The following is an 18,417-nucleotide window of genomic DNA, read 5'->3' as shown; positions in this document are numbered from 1 at the left end:
CGATTGGAAAGGCTTATGCCGCCACGCGCAGCGGCGAGCCGGCAGTGCCCTTGTCGCCACCCACCGCATAGCGGCTGCCAAAGCGGTTGGCGAGGAACGCCTCCAGCGAAATCTCTTCCTGCCGCACGAAGCCGGCCTGCGGCAGCGAGCCGTTGGCGAGAAGATCGAGCGTCGCGCAGATGCCCGCCGCCGTGGTGATCTGGATCGCGCTGTGCAGCTTGCCGCCGATCAACCCGCTATAGATCTTGTGCGCGTGGGTTTCCTGCATCAGGCGCTCGCCCTGGAAGCCGCTGACGGTCACGAACACGATCACCACGTCCTGGCTGGTGGCGGGCAGCGCCTTTTCGAGAATGTCCTTGAGCGTGTCGCGCCTGTTGCGCAGGTTCAGATCGTTGAGCAGCGCCTTCATGATCGCGGCATGGCCGGGATACCGGATCGTGCGGTAGTTCAGCGTGCGCACCTTGCCCGCGAGCGTCTCGCACAGCGTTCCCAGCCCGCCGGACGTGTTGAACGCCTCGTAGGTCACGCCGTCGAGCGAAAACTCCTCGCGCTCCTCCATCGCGGGCACCTGCGTGAGGCGGCCGTCGACGATCGCTTCGCACGGTTCGATATACTCGTTGATGACGCCGTCCGTGCTCCAGGTCAAATTGTAGTTCAGCGCGTTCGACGGATATTGGGGCAGCGCGCCGACGCGCAACCGTACCGTGTCCAGCCGGTCAAAACGGTTGGCGAGATCGTTCGCCATGATCGATATGAAGCCCGGTGCGAGACCACATTGCGGAATGAACGCGCAGTCGGAGCCCACCGCCAGTTCCTTGACGCGGCGCGTGGAAGCGACGTCCTCGGTCAGGTCGAGATAATGGGTGGAGGTGGCGGCCGCCGCCTCGGCGATCGCCGTGGTCATGTGGAACGGCGCCGCGCTCAGCACGGCATATTTGTTCGCGAGCAGCCCACGAAGCGCGGCGCTGTCCGTGATATCGACGATTGCCGTTTCGATCGCTTCATGTTTGGGCGCACTCGCAAGCTGGGCCGCGTCGCGATCGACGAGAACCACCCTGTAGTCCCCGCTCTCGGCCAGCATCAATGCGATGGTCGAGCCGATCTTTCCTGCTCCGATGACGGCGATGTCTTTCATGTCCCAAGCCCTTTCAGTGTGAATCTCCATTGAGGAGATCATGAAAGAATTTGCGTATCAAACCGTGAAAATGATAAATCTGCCGCATAATACTGGGCAGAATGACGACCCCGATGGAGAAAATGCGCAGCCCCGACAAAGACCAGCAACTGCTGTCGCTGCTGACCGAGAACGCACGCGCGCCGGTGGCCGAACTCGCCCGGATTCTCGGATTGTCGCGCACGACCGTCCAGGCGCGCATCGAACGGCTGGAGCGCGACAAGGTCATCGCCGGCTACACGATCCGCCTGACAAGGGCGGCCGAACGCGCGCTGATCCGCGCGCATGTGCTGATCACGGTGAAGCCGAAACATGCCGCCCGCACGGTCGCCGACCTGAAGGAGATGCGGGAGGTCCGCACGCTACACTCGGTCAGCGGCGAGGTGGACCTGATCGCGATGGTCGCCGCCGCCTCGGTGGACGCGCTGGATAGCGTGATCGACAGGATCGGCGAACTCGAAGGCGTCGAGCGGACGCAGACATCCGTGATCCTCGCGACGAAGATCGACCGCTAGAGCATCGGACCGAAAAGTGGAATCCGGTTTTCGGGTTATTCCGATGCTCAAAAAAAGAAATAGATCGCCCCTTATGCGTCCCTCAGGATGCACGGCGATCTAGGCTGATCCGGCATCATTCATTTGAATGATGACCCCCGCTCTCATCATCCGTACCAGTCAACCACAACTCAACATTGCACCGCACCGGCCGATCTCGCACGGGCCCCGGGCGACGGTCCATGAACGGAGACAGTGATGGCGCACTACGTACTCTTCACATCCTTTGTCGGCTCCGGCGATTTCTACACGCTGTCCAATCCGTCGGACCGCTACGACGTCGCAGGTCGAGCGATGTTGCATTCGACCGACGGCCGGGTGTTCCTCGCCACGAACACGAAGCCGTACATCGATATCTATGTGGGAGCGCTGGCAAGCTCGGGTGGCTTTTCGACGGTCTATCTCAGCAACGCGGCAACGCAGGGAACTGTCGCCGTCTATGGCACGATACGCAACATGAACGACGAGGGTGTCGGCGTGATGGCGCACGCCACCAGCGCCGTCATCCGCATCGGAGAATTTGGCGAGATCGTCGCGACAGGCACCAACGGCGTTGGCATCTGGCTCAACGGTTACGGCGACACGACGACGGCGCGGATCATCAATGACGGGCTGATCTATGGCAATCGTCCCATTGTCAGGACAGGCTCCGAGGCCGTGGAGATCACCAACAACGGCCGCATCGATATCATCTCGGGAACCGCCTATGTCGACCATTACGGCGGCCGGGACGTCATCATCAACAACGGCATCATGCGCGGCACCATCGAGCTCGGAGGCGGCAACGACACGTATCAGGGGCAGAACGGCAGCCTCGCGGGTCGGGTCAACGGCGGTGCCGGTAACGATACGATGACCGGCGGCGCACAGGCGGAGTATTTCGACGGCGGCGATGGAGACGACACGCTGCGGGGCAATGGCGGAAACGACCGGCTGTTCGGTGGCGCAGGCAACGACATCCTGGATGGGGGCGCTGGCGACGACGTCATGGAAGGCGGTACCGGCAACGACATCTACTACGTCGCCGCGGCCGGAGATCAGACGACCGAGCATGAAGGCGGCGGCATCGACACGGTCCGCAGCTACATCAACTGGACGCTCGGAGCGAATCTGGAGCGCCTGGAACTGCTCGGCTCCGCTGCCAACGGCACGGGCAACGCGCTCGACAACACGATCGTCGGCAACGCTCTCGCAAACATCCTGAACGGCGCAGCCGGAAACGACTACATGGTCGGCGGCGCCGGCGACGACATCTACGTGGTCGCGTCGGCCGGCGACCAGACGATCGAGGCTGCGAATGGCGGCACCGATACGGTGCGCAGCTATATCAACTGGACCCTTGCCGCGCATGTCGAACGGCTCGAGCTTCTCGGCTCGGCAGCGAATGGCACGGGAAATGCGCTCAACAACACGCTCGTCGGCAATAGCCTGGCGAATGTGATGAACGGTCTCGACGGCAACGACTACATCATCACCGGAGCCGGAAACGACACCCTCAATGGCGGCAATGGCAACGACACGCTGGTTGGCGGCGCGGGCGCCGACAGGATGAGCGGCGGCGCCGGGAGCGATACCTTCCTCTATATGGCAATCAGCGACAGCGGCGTTGGCGCAGCCAATCGCGACACGATCCTCGATTTCGTGCGCGGCCAGGATCGCATCGACCTCTCGGCACTGGACGCCAATACCGCCGCTGCCGGCAATCAAGCGTTCTCATTCATCGGGTCTGCCGCCTTCTCGGGCGTCGCGGGACAACTTCGCTATTCATCCTCGGGCAACACCACCTTCGTGGATGCCGATATCAACGGTGACCGCGTGTCCGATTTCCAGATTGCGGTGAACGGAACCAACTTCATGACGGGATCCGATTTCATCCTGTGAAGGGCGAGAGCGCCCCTCACATGGACGGGAAAGCGCCCTAGCCGAGCCGTTCGTTCGCCAGCGCCAGGGCAGCCGCTAGTTCGACCGCGCCGGTCGCCACGGCGACTGCGCGATCGGACCGGGAACGAACGGACGTGGGTGTACCTGACCAGCCTGCGCCTCGGGGCGGCGCGCTGCGCAAGGTCTCTGATCTTGCCGCTTCCGGGCGCCGCTCCAATTTTGGACGTCGTTGGCCTTGAGGCCGTGCCCTTGTCGACTTGTCGCCGACCCGGGAAACCAATTGTTTTTTTATAGACTGGCGACACTGTGCGGATCGGCTCGTCCAGAATCCCCGTTGACACAATTGTTTCAATATCACTCTATTGCGTGACAACTGTTTCAGCCCGAGCGAACGTCATTGGCCCTTCAGGAAACCTGGCAGCGCATTGAAAGCCGTTACGGCGCGTTCTCGCCGCAACTGCGCCGCGCCGCCCGCTTCGTCCGGGAGAACCCCCAGGAGGTCGCGCTCCAGTCGCTGCGCACGGTCGCAGGCCGGGCCGGCGTCTCGCCAACCTCGATGACGCGGCTGTTGCAGGCGCTCGAATTCGACACTTACGACGCCTTCCAGGCCGAGCATCGAAGCTGGCTGACTGCGGGGGGCGTCTTTTCCGGTCGCGCCGACAGGCTGATCAGCGGTGCGAAGAAGCCCGGCGCGGAGGATGAACTGCTCGATGCGATGGCAGAAGCCGAGCGCGCCAATGTCGGTGTTGCGCTTAGCCATCAATCGCGGCCGGCGCTGAAGCAGGCCGCAGACATGCTGGCCGGTGCCGCCGCGGTGACCATCCTCGGCATCCGAAGCTGCTTCCCAGTCGCTTTCAGCCTTCACTACGCGCTATCGCTATTCAGACCCGATGTGCGGCTTATCACGGGCACCGGCGGTTCGCTGCTCGACGATCTGCATCTGCTGCGCAAGGACGAGGCGCTGGTCGTCATCTCCGTCGCGCCCTACAGCCGCGAGACGGTCGAGGCGGCCCGCTATGCGCAACGCGCCGGCGTCCGTGTCGTCGGCATCACCGATGGACCGTTGACGCCGATCGCACGCGTCTGCGACGTGGCTCTGGTGGCAAGCAACGACAGCCCGGCGCACATCCCTTCGCCGATCGGGCCTGTCGCTATCGCCCAGGCGCTGGCGATCCTCGTGCTGGCCCGTGCCGGCGTTGAGGCGATCGAAACGCTGCGCCGCCGCGAGGCGACGCTGGAAGCCACATCCGCATATCTTCCCGACGAGACGACGCCATGAGCGCCAACCGTACCCGCATCCTGCACCGCGAACCGCGCCGCGACCTGCCGGTCGCTGTTGGCGGCGATGGGCCGTTCGTGATCGACAGCGCGGGCAAGCGCTATCTCGACGCCTCGGGCGGAGCAGCCGTGTCGTGCCTCGGCCACAGCGAACGGCGCGTGATCGAGGCGATCAAGGCGCAACTCGACCGGCTGCCCTATGCTCACACCGGCTTCTTCACCAACGAGCCGGCCGAGACGCTGGCCGAGCATCTGGTCGCGCGCGCGCCCGAAGGACTCGGCCACGTCTATTTCGTCTCGGGCGGCTCGGAAGCCAATGAGACGGCGATGAAGCTGGCGCGCCAGTATTTCTACGAGCGCGGCGAGACAGGACGCCGGCACTTCATAGCCCGCCGCCAGAGCTATCACGGCAACACGATCGGCGCGCTGTCGGTCGGCGGCAATGCCGGAAGGCGGGCCGTCTACGAGCCGATCCTGCTGCCGGTCAGCCATATCGCGCCGTGCTTCGAGTATCGCCACCGCCGCGATGACGAGACGCCCGAGCAATACGGAATCCGCGCCGCCGACGAGTTGGAAGCGGAGATCCTGCGGCTCGGGCCGGACACGGTCATCGCCTTCATCGCGGAAACGGTGGTGGGCGCGACGGCCGGCGCGGTGCCGCCTACGGCCGGTTACTTTCGACGCATCCGCGAAATCTGCGACCGCTACCGTGTCCTGCTGATCCTCGACGAAGTGATGAGCGGCATGGGCCGAACCGGCACGCTCTACGGATGCGAGCAGGACGGCGTTGCGCCGGACATATTGACCTGCGCCAAGGGGCTCGGTGCTGGCTACCAACCGATCGGTGCGACCATCATGTCGGAAGACATCTTCGAGACGATCACCGGCGGCTCGGGCGCGTTCCAGCACGGCTTCACCTATATCGGCCACGCCACGGCCTGCGCGGGCGCACTGGCCGTGCAGCGGGTGATCGACGAGGACGGGCTGCTCGAGAATTGCCGCGCGATGGGCGACCTGCTCGATGCGCGCCTGCGCGATGCCTTCGATGCGCACCCCTTCGTCGGCGACATCCGCGGGCGTGGGCTGTTCCGGGCCATCGAACTGGTCGAGGACCGCGCGACGAAGACGCCGTTCGATCCCGCACTGAAGCTGCACGCCAGGATCAAGGCGGCGGCGATGGCGCAGGACCTGATGGTCTATCCGTCCGGCGGCACGGCCGATGGCAGGGCTGGCGACCATGTGCTGATCGCGCCGCCCTTCATCATCGGCGAGGAGCATGTCGGAATGATCGTCGAGCGCCTGTCGCGAGCCGTCGCGGCGGCATTCGCGGATGCCGGAGTGTCCACGCCATGACGCAGCCCTTCGCCATAGCCGTCGCGCCCAACGGCGCGCGCCGGACAAAGGCGGACCATCCACGCCTGCCCATAACCGCGGCCGAGATCGCGCGCGACGCTGCCGAGGCGCTGGAGGCGGGAGCGGCGATGATCCATCTCCATGTCCGCGACGCCGGCGGCGCACACACACTCGACGTCGATCTCTACCGCGAGGCGATGGCGGCGGTGCGCGACGCGGTGGGAGACCGGCTCGTGGTGCAGGTGACGACGGAGGCCGTCGGCCGCTACCAACCTTCCGAGCAGATCGCCGTCATTGACGCCTTGCGGCCGGAATCGGTCTCGATCGCCCTGCGCGAAATCCTGCCCGAAGGAGAGGACGAACGCGCCCCCGCCAGCCTGTTCGAGCGGATGGAGAAAGCGGGCATGTTGCACCAGATCATCATCTACGAGGCGGCGGAGCTGGATCGGCTGGACGCACTTTGCACGCGTGGCGTGCTGCCGGGCGGACCGCTGGCGGTTTTGGCCGTGCTTGGCCGTTACACCGAAGCAGGCGCGACCGAAGCGGAGTTTGAAGCCTTCATCGCGGCCGGCATTGCGCGGCACCAGTGGATGTTGTGCGCCTTCGGCCCGCTCGAGACCGAATTCATGGAGCGTGCAGCAACGGCCGGAGGTCATGCACGCGTCGGCTTCGAAAACAATCTTTGGTTGCCGCGGGGACAACTCGCACCGTCCAACGCGGCCATAGTAAGCGCTACGGCGGGCGTGATCGGGGATTCGCAACGCGGAATTGCATCGGCAGACGACTTGCGCGGGCTCTGGCGGGAGCCTTCCGCACCCGTACCCGCTGACAAAGCTTCGGCCTCGGGGACGAGGCCAGCCAAACCGGATCTCTCGCACGGAGTGTCCGGGTAATTTCAACCATCCCAACGGGGAACGTGCAAAAAGGAGACGCATACATGAAACGCAGAAACCTGATCGGCCTTGGTCTTGCGGCCGCCATGGGTGGCTCGCTGTTTGCCGGGGCCGCCGCCGCGCAGCAGCAGTTCGTCACGATCGGCACCGGCGGCGTAACCGGGGTTTACTATGCGGCGGGCGGCGCGCTGTGCCGCCTGATGAACCAGACGCGCGAGGAGCACGGCTTCCGCTGCGCGGCCGAATCGACCGGCGGCTCGGTGTTCAACCTCAATGCGATGCGCCAGGGAGAGTTCGACTTCGGCCTGGTCCAGTCCGACTGGCAGTACCATTCCTACAACGGTTCCAGCACCTTCGAGGAAGCCGGTCCATGGGAAGAACTGCGCGCCGTGTTCTCGGTTCATCCCGAACCGTTCACCGTGGTGGCGCGTGCGGATGCCGGCATCACCGACATCGAGGGCCTGAAGGGGAAGCGCTTCAACATCGGAAACCCCGGCTCGGGCACGCAGGCGTCCATGGACGTGCTGCTCGAGGCGCTTGGCTGGAACCGTTCGGACTTCTCGCTTGCGGCCGAGTTGCGCCCCGACGAGCATGGCCCCGCGCTCTGCGACAACCAGATCGACGCCTTCTACTACGGCGTCGGCCACCCATCGGCCAACATCGCCGACCCGACCACCACCTGCGGGGCGAAGATCGTCCCGCTCGAGGGCGAGGCCATTTCGAGTCTGGTCGAGGCGCACCCCTTTTACGCGCAGGTCAACATTCCGGGCGGCCTCTACACCGGCAACCCGGACGATATTCCAACCTACGGCGTGCTCGCGACGCTGGTCGCGTCCACCAACGTTTCGGATGAGGCCGTCTACAACCTCGTCAAGTCGGTGTTCGAGAACTTCGATTCATTCAAGAGCCTGCACCCGGCCTTCGCGCATCTGAAGGTGGAAGACATGGTTGCCAACGGCAATTCCGCGCCGCTGCATCCGGGTGCCGAGCGCTACTACACCGAGCAGGGCTGGCTCTGATCCGGCATTGCTGACTTTCCGGGGGCGGCCCAGCGCCGCCCTCGGAGCAACAACGACAATTCCAAGGGAACGGCGGGAGACCGGTCATGAACGCAGCGCGCGAAGAGACGCAGCCGCAGGCCGACGCGCTTGCACGGATAGTGGCGGAAGCCGATACCGGCGGCAGGGCGCCGGCCGATCGCTTCTCGCGGTTCATGTTGATGGCGGTGCCGCTGGCCTGGACGCTGTTCCAGCTCTGGTATGCCTCGCCCCTGCCCTACCAGTTTCGCATTGGCGTCTTCAACGCCACCGAAGCGCGCTCGATCCATCTGGCCTTCGCCATCTTCCTCGCCTTCATGGCCTATCCGGCGTTCAGATCGTCGCCGCGCGGCCACATCCCCCTGAGCGACTGGGTGCTGGCGCTGGGTGGCGCTTTCTGCGCCGGCTATCTGTTCCTTTTCCAGGCAGAGATCGCGCGCCGCCCGGGCCTGCCGAGCACGATGGACCTCGTCGTCGCTGGCGCCGGCATCCTGTTCTTGCTCGAAGCCGCACGTCGCGTGCTCGGTCTGGCGCTGCCTATCGTCGGCACGATCTTCCTCGCCTACGCCTTCCTCGGGCCACACCTGCCCGGTCTTCTTGCCCATCGTGGCGCCTCGCTGTCGCGCGCGGCATCGCAATACTGGCTGACGACGGAGGGCGTGTTCGGCGTGGCGCTCGGCGTGTCCACCGCCTTCGTCTTCCTGTTCGTGCTGTTCGGAGCGCTTCTGGAACGCGCCGGCGCGGGCAACTACTTCATCAAGGTGGCCTTTGCGCTGCTCGGCCATCTGCGTGGAGGCCCCGCCAAGGCGGCCGTGCTCGGCTCGGCGGCGACCGGCCTGATATCCGGTTCCTCGGTCGCCAATGTGGTCACCACCGGCACCTTCACCATCCCGCTGATGAAGCGGGTCGGCTACTCCCCGATCAAGGCGGGCGCGATCGAGGTCTCGGCTTCGGTCAACGGCCAGATCATGCCGCCCGTGATGGGTGCTGCCGCGTTCCTGATCGCGGAGTATGTCGGCATCCCCTATGCCGAGGTGGTCAAGCACGCGATCATTCCCGCACTGTTGACCTACCTGTCGCTGTTCTATGTGGTCGACCTCGAGGCCCGCAAATACAACATGAAGGGCCTGCCCAAGCAGAACTACCGCCCGCGCGCGGTGGGCCTCGCGATCGGCGGCATGACGATTTCGGGCTTCATCATCTTCTGCGCCGCCGTCTATTACGGCCTCGGCTGGACCCGCACCCTGTTCGGGCACTACGCGACATGGGCCGTCGGCATCGGGGCACTCGCCATCTATGTCGCCTCGGTGGCGGCCCGCGCGCGCTTCCCCGACCTCGAGGAAGACGATCCCGACGAACTCGCCATGCAGCTTCCGGATGCGGTGAAGATCGCGCCTTCCGGCATCCACTACGTCATGCCGGTCTTCATCCTCGTCTGGTGCCTCATGGTCGAGGAGCTTTCGCCGGGTCTGTCGGCGTTCTACGGCACCTGCGCGCTGATCTTCCTGGTCGCGACCCAGCGGCCGCTGATCGCGCTGTTCCGCAAGCAGGGCGACTGGCTCGGTCCGTTGAAGGAAGGTCTGGTGGACGTGCGCGAGGGGATGATCGCGGGCGCGCGCAACATGATCGGCATCGGCATCGCGACGGCTGCGGCCGGCATCGTCGTCGGCACCGTCGCGCTCACCGGCATCGGCCTCGTGCTCTCCGAGATCGTCATCACGATTTCAGGCGGCAACCTGCTGATCATGCTGCTGATGACGGCGCTGATCTGCATGGTGGTCGGGCTCGGCATGCCGACCACCGCCAACTACGTGGTGGTGGCAACCCTGATGGCGCCCGTCATCGTCGAGGTCGCAACGCTGAACGGTCTCGCCGTAGCGCTCGTAGCCGTCCATCTCTACGTCTTCTATTTTGGCCTCATGGCCGACGTGACCCCGCCGGTCGGGCTCGCGTCCTTCGCGGCGTCGGCCATTTCCCGTGCCGATCCGCTCAAGACCGGCATACAGTCGTTCCGCTACGAGATGCGCACCGCCATCCTGCCGCTGATGTTCATCTATAATCACCAACTCCTGCTGATCGGGATCGACAGTTGGCTGCAACTGATCATCGTCGTCACCGGCTCGCTGATAGCCATGCTCGCCTTCGTCTCGGTGACGCAGGGCCTGTTCGTCAGCCGCAGCCGGCTGTGGGAATCGGCGGTGCTGCTGTTCGCCTGCTTCATGCTCTTCAGGCCGGGCTTCTTCATGGACAGGGTTGGCGATCCCTACCGTGACGAGCCGGCCGACCGCATTGTGGAGTTGGCGGCAGAGGTGCCGCAGAACGGATTCCTGCGCTTCGAGGTCGGAGGCATGGATCTGTCCGGCAATGACTATACCCGCATAGTCCAGCTTCCGATGGGCGACGCGAGCCGCCCGGGCGAGGAGCGCCTGGCGGCGGCCGGCGTGCAGGTCATGGCCTTCGGCGGCCAGACCCAGATCATGAACGCGCGCTTCCGCAGTCAGGCCGAACGCCTCGGTCTGGAGGCGGGGCAGAACGTGACGCGGGTGGAGGTGCGCAATCCCGACCGGTGGACGGCGGAATGGATGTACATTCCGGCGCTGGCGCTGATCGGCTTCGTCGCCGCGTTGCAATGGCGCCGCCGCGATTGGGATCAGCCCGGCATGTCGAGGATGCCTTAATAGACGGCGGCTGCGGGCTGGCGAAGGCCCGCGTCCGGCTCCCAGACCGGACGGGTGACGCCGCGCGCGACCTCGAAGGTCAAGACCGCCGTCAGGCGATCTCGATCACCACCCGGCCACGAATCTTGCCGGCGACAATGTCCTGCGCGAGTTGGGGCAATGCGGACATGGGTTCCGTGCGTGCAATCGTCTTCAGATGCGCTGCATCGAGGTGATCGGCGAGCGTCTTCCAGGCCCGTTCACGCTTTGCCTTGGGCGCCATCACGGAATCGATGCCGAGCAGTGCCACGCTGCGCAGGATATGCGGAGCGACGGTTGCGGGAAGATCCATGCCGCCGGCCAGCCCGCAGGCCGCGACCGCACCGCCATAGACGGTCTGGGCGAGCACGTTGGCGAGCGTGGTCGAACCGACCGAATCCACCGCCCCCATCCAGCGTTCCTTCTGAAGGGCGCCGCCCTTTTCGGCCAGGCTTGCACGGTCCACGAACTGGCTCGCGCCGAGCGCTGACAGATAGTCATGCGTTTCGGGCCGTCCCGTCGAGGCGGTGACGGCATAGCCCTTTTTTGAGAGCAGGCTGATGGCGGTGGATCCCACGCCGCCAGCCGCACCCGTCACCAGAACCTCGCCGTTGCGCGGCGCGATCGCGCCCCAATCTTCCAGCGCGTTGACGCAAAGTGCGGCCGTGTAGCCGGCCGTTCCGATCGCCATGGCATCCTCGAGCGAGAACGCGTCGGGCAGCGCCACCAGCCATTCCGCCTTCAGCCGGGCAAAGCGTGAGTAGCCGCCCCATTCGGTTTCCGACATGCCCCAGCCATTGGCGACGACCCTGTCGCCGGGCTTCCAGTCGGGCGAGCGCGACTCCACCACAGTGCCGGCAATGTCGATGCCCGCCACCATGGGCAGCCGGCGCGCGATGCGCCCCTTCCCGCTGAGCGCCAGGCCATCCTTGTAGTTCAGGGTCGAATAGGCGACCTCGACGAGCACGTCGTGGTCGGGCAGTTCGGCGAGCGTGAGCTTGCGGAATTCAGCCTTCGGCTTGCCCGCGTCGTCAACGATCATCATGGCATCGAACGGTTCACTCAACGATCTCACTCCCTGTGGTCAAATCTCATGGGCGCGCGTTTTCAAGCGCTATTGCGGGCGGACAACCGATTTCCGCTATCCTGGAATGGCTTTAGCGCTTCGGCATCTCGACGACCGGATGGCTGGCCGTCTTCCATTCAGAAAAACCGCCGCGCATGCTGCGTGCATCCAGGCCCATTTCCTGCGCGAGCTTTGCCGCCAGCAGCGAACGCCATCCCGAGGCGCAGTAGAAGACATAAGTCTTGCCTTCGGCGAATCGCGGCTTGTGATACGGGCTTTCGGGGTCGATCCAGAATTCCAGCATGCCGCGCGGCGCAGGAAAAGCACCGGGTATCATGCCATCGCGCTCGAGTTCCCGTGGGTCGCGGATGTCGACCATCACGATATCGCCGTCGGAAAACGTCTTCGTCATCTCGTCGATGCTTACCGAGCGCACCACGGCGTCGGCCTCGGCCAACATCGCCTTGTATCCAAGGACCATCCTCAGCGCCCCATCGTGTAAAATTCGTCGTTGGGTCGCATACTGGTCACGTTTGCGAGGCGGTTCGACATGCCGAAAAAGGCCGAGATCGCCGCGATGTCCCAAATGTCGTCTTCGCTGAAGCCATGGCCCTTGAGGGTTTCCATATCCTCGTCGTCCACCTCGTAGGCGCGCCCGGAAACCTTCATCGCAAAATCGAGCATCGCCCTCTGACGCTCCGTGATGTCGGCCTTGCGGTAGTTGATTGCGATCTGGTCGGCGATCAGAGGGTTCTTTGCGCGAACGCGCAGGATCGCGCCATGCGCGACCACGCAATACTGGCACTGATTGGCGTTGCTGGTGACCACCACGATCATCTCACGCTCGGCCTTGGTGATTGGACCGGGCTTGTCCATCAGCGCGTCGTGATAGGCCATGAAGGCGCGGAACTCGTCGGGACGATAGGCGAGCGTCAGGAAGACATTGGGCACGAAGCCCGACTTTTCCTGCACTGTCAGGATGCGCTCGCGCACGTCATCTGGAAGGTCCTTGATCTCAGGGACCGGAAAGCGGCTGATAGCTGGGGCGGACATGGTTTTCACTCCCTTATACGGCCACGAGCGAGGCCAGTTTCTTCTGATAGATATCGAAGGCGTCGCCGGCATCGCCCGCATAGGGCTCCACCTGCACGAGGCAGGTGTGGGCCGAGCAGCCCTGCCCGAATTGGGAGGTGCCGACATCGAGCGTCAGCACATTGGGATTGCCGGCCATTTCCAACCCGCTATTGCCGACCGGCGTGAACCACGCTCCGGTGGGCAGCACGACGACGCCGACGCGCACCGTGTCGGTGACCCATGCGGTGGCGAGGTTCGCTCCGCGCTCGTTCCAGATGCGCACGGTTGCGCCGTCCTCGACGCCGAGCCGACCGGCATCCTCAGGGTTGATGCGCGCCTGCTCGCGCCCTTTTCGCTTCATGGCGAGGCTGGCGCCGCCCGTCTCGAGTTGGCTGTGCAGCCGGCCTGCCGGCTGATGCGAAATCAGATGAAACTGATGCGGCCCGCTGGCATTGCCGAGCCATTCGGCGGGCTCGATCCACGACGGATGGGCGCGGCAATCGGCATAGTCGAGCCGCGCCAGCGTCTCGCTGCCGAGCACGATCTTGCCGCTTTCGGTGTTGAGGGGAAATTCCTCCGGATGCTGGCGGAATTCGGCCAGATAGGTGTGTTCGGCCCGCGTCGGGACACGCGCATAGCCTGTTTCCCAAAACGTTTCGAAATCCGGCATCTCGAAGTCGAGGCGCGTTTCGGCGTCGCTGCGGCTGATCTCGTAGAGGTGGCGCAGCCAGCCCATCTCGTCGCGGCCTTCGTTGAACGCGTCGCCGACGCCGAGCTTCTCGGCGATGGCGTTGAAGATGTCGAAGTCGGAGCGCGCCTCTCCGAGCGGCTCGATCGCCTTGTGCATGGCGAGGATGAAATCCGACCGCCTGTTGCCCGCAAGATCGTTGCGCTCGATCGATGTCGAGGCCGGCAGCACGATGTCGGCACGCTGGGCGGTGGCGGTGAACATCGGGTCTTGCACGATGATGGTTTCGGGCCGGCTCCAGGCCTCCTGAAGGCGGTTCAAGTCCTGATGATGGTGATACGGATTGCCGCCGGCCCAGTAGACCAGCCGCACATCGGGATAGACGCGTGTCGCGCCCTCATAGGTGAAGGACTTGCCGGGGTTCAGGAGCATGTCGCTGATGCGCGCCACGGGAATGAAGCTGTCGATCGGTTTGGTAAGCTGAGAGATGGCGGGCGAGCGGCCGACATTCATCGGCGCGCCGACGCCGCCGAGCGAGGCATAGCCGTAACCGACGCCGCCGCCGGGAAGGCCGATCTGGCCGATGAGCGAGGCAAGGCCGAGCGCAGCCCAGAATGGCTGTTCGCCGTGATGGGCGCGTTGCAGGCTCCAGCTCACCGTCAACATGGAGCGCGTATCGACGAGCCGGCGCGCGAGCGTTGCGATCTGCTCCCGGTCGAGACCGGTGATCGAGGCCGCCCAGGCCGCATCCTTTCGCTCTCCGTCGAGGCTGCCGTCGAGATAGGCAAGCAGGCGCTCCGAGCCGCTGGTGCAGCGGGCGAGAAAGTCGCCGTCGTGACGGCCTGCCTTGAGGATTTCGCCGGCGAGCCCCAGCATGAGGGCCGCGTCCGTGTTAGGGCGAATAGGCCACCACTCGGCACCTACCCAATCCGGCATGTCGTCCTTCAGCGGCGAGACGAGGATGATCTTCATCCCGCGGGCCGCCATCTGCTTGAGATAGCCCTCCAGGGTATGGGATCCGAGACCGCCCGCTTCGCTCTGCGCGGTGCGCGGCGAAAGCGCACCGAACACGACCAGCGTATCGGTGTGTTCGGCGATCGTGTCGAGCGTGTTGCCCTTGCCGTCGCAAGCCGCGCTGTCGCCCAGCGTATGGCGCAGGATCACCGGTCCCGCAGCGATCGAATAGGTGTCGACATGACCGGTAAAGCCGCCGGCGAGGTTCAGCGTGCGCTTCAGCAGCGAGGAGGCGTGGTGAAAGCGCCCGCAGCTCGTCCAGCCATAGGAACCGGCGAAGATGGAGGCATTGCCGTGCTCGGCCGAAACGCGGCGGATTTCGGACGCGACGAGGTCGGTCGCATCGTCCCAGCTCACGGGCACGAATTTTTCCGAGCCGCGCCCGTGCCGATCGCTCTTCTCGCGCTTTTCCAGCCATCCCTGGCGCACCATGGGCTGAAGTATGCGGCGGTCTGGCTTGGCCCATTCGCGCACGGAATCGATGATCGGCGATGGCGCCGGATCGTGCTCGAACGGCTCTACGCCGACGATCTCGTTGTCCTCCACGAGGATCGTGTAGGCACCCCAATGGCTGCAATGTGCGTAGCGCTTGATGGTCATGTCGTTGTTCCGGAGATCGAGGGGCTCTGCCCTTAAATCATTGCTTCTATCAGAAACGGTCCCTTGCGGCCGCATGCGGCGCGCAGAAGATCGGAGAATTGTTCGGCGCTTTCGGCGCGTGCGCCCTCCACGCCCATGGCGGCGGCAAGTCCGACCCAGTCGAGCGCCGGATCGACCAGATCGAGCATCCGGCTCGCATTCTCGCCCGGCGCTCCCGCGCCTACATTCTTCAGCTCGCCATGCAGGATCTGGTAACGGCGGTTGGCGAAGATGATGGTCACCACGTCGAGCCGTTCACGCGCCTGTGTCCACAGCGCCTGGACCGTATACATGCCGCTGCCGTCAGCCTGGAGCGCCACGACCTTGCGGTCCGGACAGGCGATGGCCGCGCCGGTGGCGAGCGGAAGCCCGATGCCGATTGCGCCGCCCGTCAATTGCAGGAAGTCATGCGGTTCCGCGCCATAGGTGTAACGGAAGAAATCGCGCCCCGACGAAACGGACTCGTCGCACACCACGGCATTGGCCGGCATGTGAAGGGCAAGCGCAATGGCGATCGCCTCCTTGGTCAGCGCGCCGGCGGGCATGTCGGGACGGTGCCGCGGCGCGAGCTTCGGCCTCGCCTCGCCCACACCGACCTCGCCGGCAAGCGCGGCAATGGCGGCCGCCACATCCTGCCCCGGCTCCGTGAGGTCGAAGGTCGTGCAGCCCTCCGGCAGCATGCTGCTCGGCTTTCCCGGATACGCAAAGAAGCCGACGGGCGCATTCGCCGCAATCAGGATCACCTGCTCGGTATCTGCGAAGGCGGCGACCGCCAGATCGATGACATAGGGGACGCGGTCGAGCACGACGCGTCCCGCGCCGCGCTGCATGCGGCCGTTGGATTGCTGCGCCATCAGGCGCGCGCCTGTCCTCTGCGCGATCCGGTCGAGCGTTTCCAACTCGCCCTCGCGCAGTGCCTTGCCGCTCACCAGAATGGTGGTGGTGCGGCCGTTGCGCAAGGCGGCGGCAGCGTCACGGATGCGCACGGCGTCGGGCTTGTTCGGCGATGCGATCTCGATGGGCGAAGGCATGGCGTCGGACGTCACGTCGTTCCAGGCCGCGTCGGCATGAAGGATCAGTGTTGCGATCTGGCCCGGCTGGGCCCGCGCGACGCGGATCGCCTCTTCGGTGCGGGTGCCGACTGCATCGGCCGTGTCCGCACGCTCGACCCAATGCGACATCGGTCGCGCCAGCGATTCGATATCGGATGTCAGCGGGGCGTCATATTGGAGATGATAGGTGGCATGGTCGCCGACGATGTTGACCATCGGGGTGCGGGCGCGCCGCGCATTGTGCAGATTGGCGAGGCCGTTGGCGAGACCCGGCCCCAGATGCAGAAGCGTGGCAGCCGGCTTGTCGGCCATGCGGGCATAGCCGTCAGCGGCCCCCGTCACCACGCCTTCGAAAAGGCCGAGCACGCAGCGCATGCGCGGTTGCCGGTCGAGTGCGGCGACGAAATGCATCTCCGAGGTTCCGGGATTGGCGAAACACACATCGACATCGTTTGCGAGCAGGGTTTCGCACAGAAGATCAGCGCCATTCATCGGGGTGGGTCCTTCATCGGCAGTCGCGACTTGTCGCCGAGATCGGCAATCGCTTCCCAAAACGGCTCTATAGCGTCGATCAGACGCACGAAAAGGCGGTATTTGCTTTCAGCGTAGTCGCGCGTTGCGCATTGCGGCTCGGCCCATGCGTCAGGCGCACCACGCCAGTCCTTTGCGACCGCCTCCTGCGACAGTCCATGGATGAAGCGCGCACCTATCATGGCCAATCCGCGCAGACCGGAATCGCCGCCGGTGTTGCATGCAACCTTCTGGCCGGTCGCGGTGGCGAGAAAGCCGGCGAAATGCGGGTCCGCCGCAAGCCCGCCGCCGAGGGCCAGCGTGCCTTCCGGCGCGTTCATCATCTCATGGCTCTTGCGGGCGACGAAGGCCAGCGCCTCGCGTCCCGCCCAGGCGATCTCGGCCGGGCTGGTATCGGCGGTCACCCCGAACAGCGCGCCGCTGGCATAGGGCGTCGTATAAGGTGCCCGCTCACCGCCCGGTTCGAAAAAGGGGTGCAGGATCAAGGAGGAATAAGAGGGCGCGGCCGCCGCCGGCTGTTCGGCGAGCTTGGCCGCCAGATGCTTCAACAGGGTCGCGCCGTTGAAGCTCGGATGGAAGCACAGATAGCCCTCCCCCAGCGCATAGTGTTGGATCATCGCGCCGGCTGGCTTTTCCTGCATCTGTGCCGGGTCGGAAAGGTGGCAGGCATGGATCGCGCTGGTGCCGAAAATGGAGGCGCGCGTGACATCCGGCGTGCTGCCGAGGCCGAGCCCGATCAGTGTCGCCTGCACGTCGCCAGGTCCCAAAAGCACCGGCGTTCCGGCCGCTAGCCCGAGATCGCCGGCGATGTCGGGCGAAAGCCCTGCCCGGCATTCGGCAATGGACGCCAGTTCCGGTAGAAGCTCGATGCCTCGTGCGAGACCCAGGGCCTCCTGGATTGCGGGCGAAGCCTGCCCGCCGCGCCAGTCACCCCAGACCGGCAGCACCGCGCTCGGCTCGGCCTTGAGCTCTCCGGTCAGGCAAAAAAATAGCCACTCCTTGGCGCGCAGTATATGGGCGATTTGCGCCAGACGATCCGGTTCGTTTTCGGCAAGCCAGACGCAATGCAGGCTTTGCGAGGCGGCGGTCGGGCGTGCGCCCGTCACCGCCTCGATGACGCGGCATGCCTCGCCATCCGCTTGCAGCCGCGCCGTCAGCGCGCGGCATCGTCCGTCGAGCCAGGTGATCGCGTGGCCCACCGGCTGCATGTCTGCGCCGAGAGGCCACAGCCCGTCGCCCTGCCCCGTCACCACGATGCCGGCCACCTCGCCCTCGATTTTGGCGATGCAGGCCTTGAGCACGGCAAAAGCGTCGGCGCGTGTTACGGCCATGTCCTGTTCGACAACAGCGCTTTGCCGGCGCAAGGCGCTGTTGTCGCGCTGCGCGCTCGATACCATCCGGCCCGCCATATCGAAGGCGGCAGCCTTGACGGTGGTGGTGCCCGAATCGAGGCAGACGAGGACGGAAGTCATGTTTTAGAGGTCCTG

General features: G+C 65.0%; 14 protein-coding genes. 7 read left to right on the top strand and 7 right to left on the bottom strand.

The features are described from left to right. Nucleotides 1-13 precede the first annotated feature (13 nt). The gene (locus AAFN55_RS13730; RefSeq protein ID WP_347799398.1) at nt 14-1,135 is read right to left on the bottom strand and encodes a saccharopine dehydrogenase family protein; all 1,122 of its coding nucleotides are present in this window, start codon (nt 1,133-1,135) and stop codon (nt 14-16) included. Nucleotides 1,136-1,257: 122 nt separating this feature from the next. Here AAFN55_RS13730 and AAFN55_RS13725 point away from each other — a divergent pair, with 122 nt between their 5' ends. From AAFN55_RS13725 to AAFN55_RS13695, 7 genes are all read left to right on the top strand, one after another. Then, nucleotides 1,258-1,689: an Lrp/AsnC family transcriptional regulator gene (locus AAFN55_RS13725; RefSeq protein ID WP_347799397.1), complete on the top strand. Its 432-nt coding sequence runs from the start codon at nt 1,258-1,260 to the stop codon at nt 1,687-1,689. A gap of 237 nt (nt 1,690-1,926) precedes the next feature. Further along, nucleotides 1,927-3,609, top strand: a complete 1,683-nt coding sequence (locus AAFN55_RS13720; protein WP_347799396.1) for a calcium-binding protein — start codon at nt 1,927-1,929, stop codon at nt 3,607-3,609. A gap of 397 nt (nt 3,610-4,006) precedes the next feature. Further along, nucleotides 4,007-4,888: a MurR/RpiR family transcriptional regulator gene (locus AAFN55_RS13715; protein WP_347799395.1), complete on the top strand. Its 882-nt coding sequence runs from the start codon at nt 4,007-4,009 to the stop codon at nt 4,886-4,888. Further along, entirely contained in the window at nt 4,885-6,240 is a 1,356-nt protein-coding gene (locus AAFN55_RS13710; RefSeq protein ID WP_347799394.1) for an aspartate aminotransferase family protein, read from the top strand. The genes AAFN55_RS13715 and AAFN55_RS13710 overlap by 4 nt, the downstream gene beginning before the upstream one ends. Next, complete coding sequence (locus AAFN55_RS13705) at nt 6,237-7,133, top strand: 3-keto-5-aminohexanoate cleavage protein (RefSeq protein ID WP_347799393.1); 897 nt, start codon at nt 6,237-6,239, stop codon at nt 7,131-7,133. Before AAFN55_RS13710 ends, AAFN55_RS13705 begins: the two co-directional genes overlap by 4 nt. 44 nt (nt 7,134-7,177) lie before the next feature. After that, nucleotides 7,178-8,152, top strand: coding sequence for a TAXI family TRAP transporter solute-binding subunit (locus tag AAFN55_RS13700; RefSeq protein ID WP_347799392.1), 975 nt, complete (start codon nt 7,178-7,180; stop codon nt 8,150-8,152). 86 nt (nt 8,153-8,238) lie between these two features. Next, nucleotides 8,239-10,848, top strand: coding sequence for a TRAP transporter permease (locus AAFN55_RS13695; protein WP_347799391.1), 2,610 nt, complete (start codon nt 8,239-8,241; stop codon nt 10,846-10,848). Nucleotides 10,849-10,939: 91 nt separating this feature from the next. Here AAFN55_RS13695 and AAFN55_RS13690 read toward each other — a convergent pair whose 3' ends face one another. From AAFN55_RS13690 to AAFN55_RS13665, 6 genes are all read right to left on the bottom strand, one after another. Next, nucleotides 10,940-11,932, bottom strand: coding sequence for an MDR family oxidoreductase (locus AAFN55_RS13690; protein ID WP_347799390.1), 993 nt, complete (start codon nt 11,930-11,932; stop codon nt 10,940-10,942). A gap of 91 nt (nt 11,933-12,023) precedes the next feature. Further along, nucleotides 12,024-12,413 (bottom strand): rhodanese-like domain-containing protein, encoded by a 390-nt coding sequence (locus AAFN55_RS13685; protein WP_347799389.1) that lies wholly within the window; start codon nt 12,411-12,413, stop codon nt 12,024-12,026. 2 nt (nt 12,414-12,415) lie between these two features. Then, complete coding sequence (locus AAFN55_RS13680; RefSeq protein ID WP_347799388.1) at nt 12,416-12,985, bottom strand: peroxidase-related enzyme; 570 nt, start codon at nt 12,983-12,985, stop codon at nt 12,416-12,418. 13 nt (nt 12,986-12,998) lie between these two features. Beyond that, on the bottom strand, nt 12,999-15,308 hold the full coding sequence (locus tag AAFN55_RS13675; protein ID WP_347799387.1) for a molybdopterin-dependent oxidoreductase: 2,310 nt from the start codon (nt 15,306-15,308) through the stop codon (nt 12,999-13,001). Nucleotides 15,309-15,340: 32 nt separating this feature from the next. Then, the gene (locus AAFN55_RS13670; protein ID WP_347799386.1) at nt 15,341-16,891 is read right to left on the bottom strand and encodes an acetolactate synthase large subunit; all 1,551 of its coding nucleotides are present in this window, start codon (nt 16,889-16,891) and stop codon (nt 15,341-15,343) included. Beyond that, a complete protein-coding gene (locus tag AAFN55_RS13665) occupies nt 16,888-18,402 on the bottom strand; it encodes an FGGY family carbohydrate kinase (protein WP_347799385.1) in 1,515 nt (504 codons plus the stop codon). Before AAFN55_RS13665 ends, AAFN55_RS13670 begins: the two co-directional genes overlap by 4 nt. Nucleotides 18,403-18,417: the final 15 nt, after the last annotated feature.

This window comes from Mesorhizobium sp. CAU 1732, assembly GCF_039888675.1.
GTDB lineage: Bacteria > Pseudomonadota > Alphaproteobacteria > Rhizobiales > Rhizobiaceae > Aerobium.
This window is presented reverse-complemented; position numbering and strand designations above follow the sequence as displayed.

What these genes read in the sequence shown, in the direction of transcription:
- AAFN55_RS13730 (WP_347799398.1), bottom strand. Translation starts at nt 1,135, where the DNA reads ATGAAAGACATCGCCGTCATCGGAGCAGGAAAGATCGGCTCGACCATC.
- AAFN55_RS13725 (WP_347799397.1), top strand. Translation starts at nt 1,258, where the DNA reads ATGCGCAGCCCCGACAAAGACCAGCAACTGCTGTCGCTGCTGACCGAG.
- AAFN55_RS13720 (WP_347799396.1), top strand. Translation starts at nt 1,927, where the DNA reads ATGGCGCACTACGTACTCTTCACATCCTTTGTCGGCTCCGGCGATTTC.
- AAFN55_RS13710 (WP_347799394.1), top strand. Translation starts at nt 4,885, where the DNA reads ATGAGCGCCAACCGTACCCGCATCCTGCACCGCGAACCGCGCCGCGAC.
- AAFN55_RS13705 (WP_347799393.1), top strand. Translation starts at nt 6,237, where the DNA reads ATGACGCAGCCCTTCGCCATAGCCGTCGCGCCCAACGGCGCGCGCCGG.
- AAFN55_RS13700 (WP_347799392.1), top strand. Translation starts at nt 7,178, where the DNA reads ATGAAACGCAGAAACCTGATCGGCCTTGGTCTTGCGGCCGCCATGGGT.
- AAFN55_RS13695 (WP_347799391.1), top strand. Translation starts at nt 8,239, where the DNA reads ATGAACGCAGCGCGCGAAGAGACGCAGCCGCAGGCCGACGCGCTTGCA.
- AAFN55_RS13685 (WP_347799389.1), bottom strand. Translation starts at nt 12,413, where the DNA reads ATGGTCCTTGGATACAAGGCGATGTTGGCCGAGGCCGACGCCGTGGTG.
- AAFN55_RS13680 (WP_347799388.1), bottom strand. Translation starts at nt 12,985, where the DNA reads ATGTCCGCCCCAGCTATCAGCCGCTTTCCGGTCCCTGAGATCAAGGAC.
- AAFN55_RS13675 (WP_347799387.1), bottom strand. Translation starts at nt 15,308, where the DNA reads ATGACCATCAAGCGCTACGCACATTGCAGCCATTGGGGTGCCTACACG.
- AAFN55_RS13670 (WP_347799386.1), bottom strand. Translation starts at nt 16,891, where the DNA reads ATGAATGGCGCTGATCTTCTGTGCGAAACCCTGCTCGCAAACGATGTC.
- AAFN55_RS13665 (WP_347799385.1), bottom strand. Translation starts at nt 18,402, where the DNA reads ATGACTTCCGTCCTCGTCTGCCTCGATTCGGGCACCACCACCGTCAAG.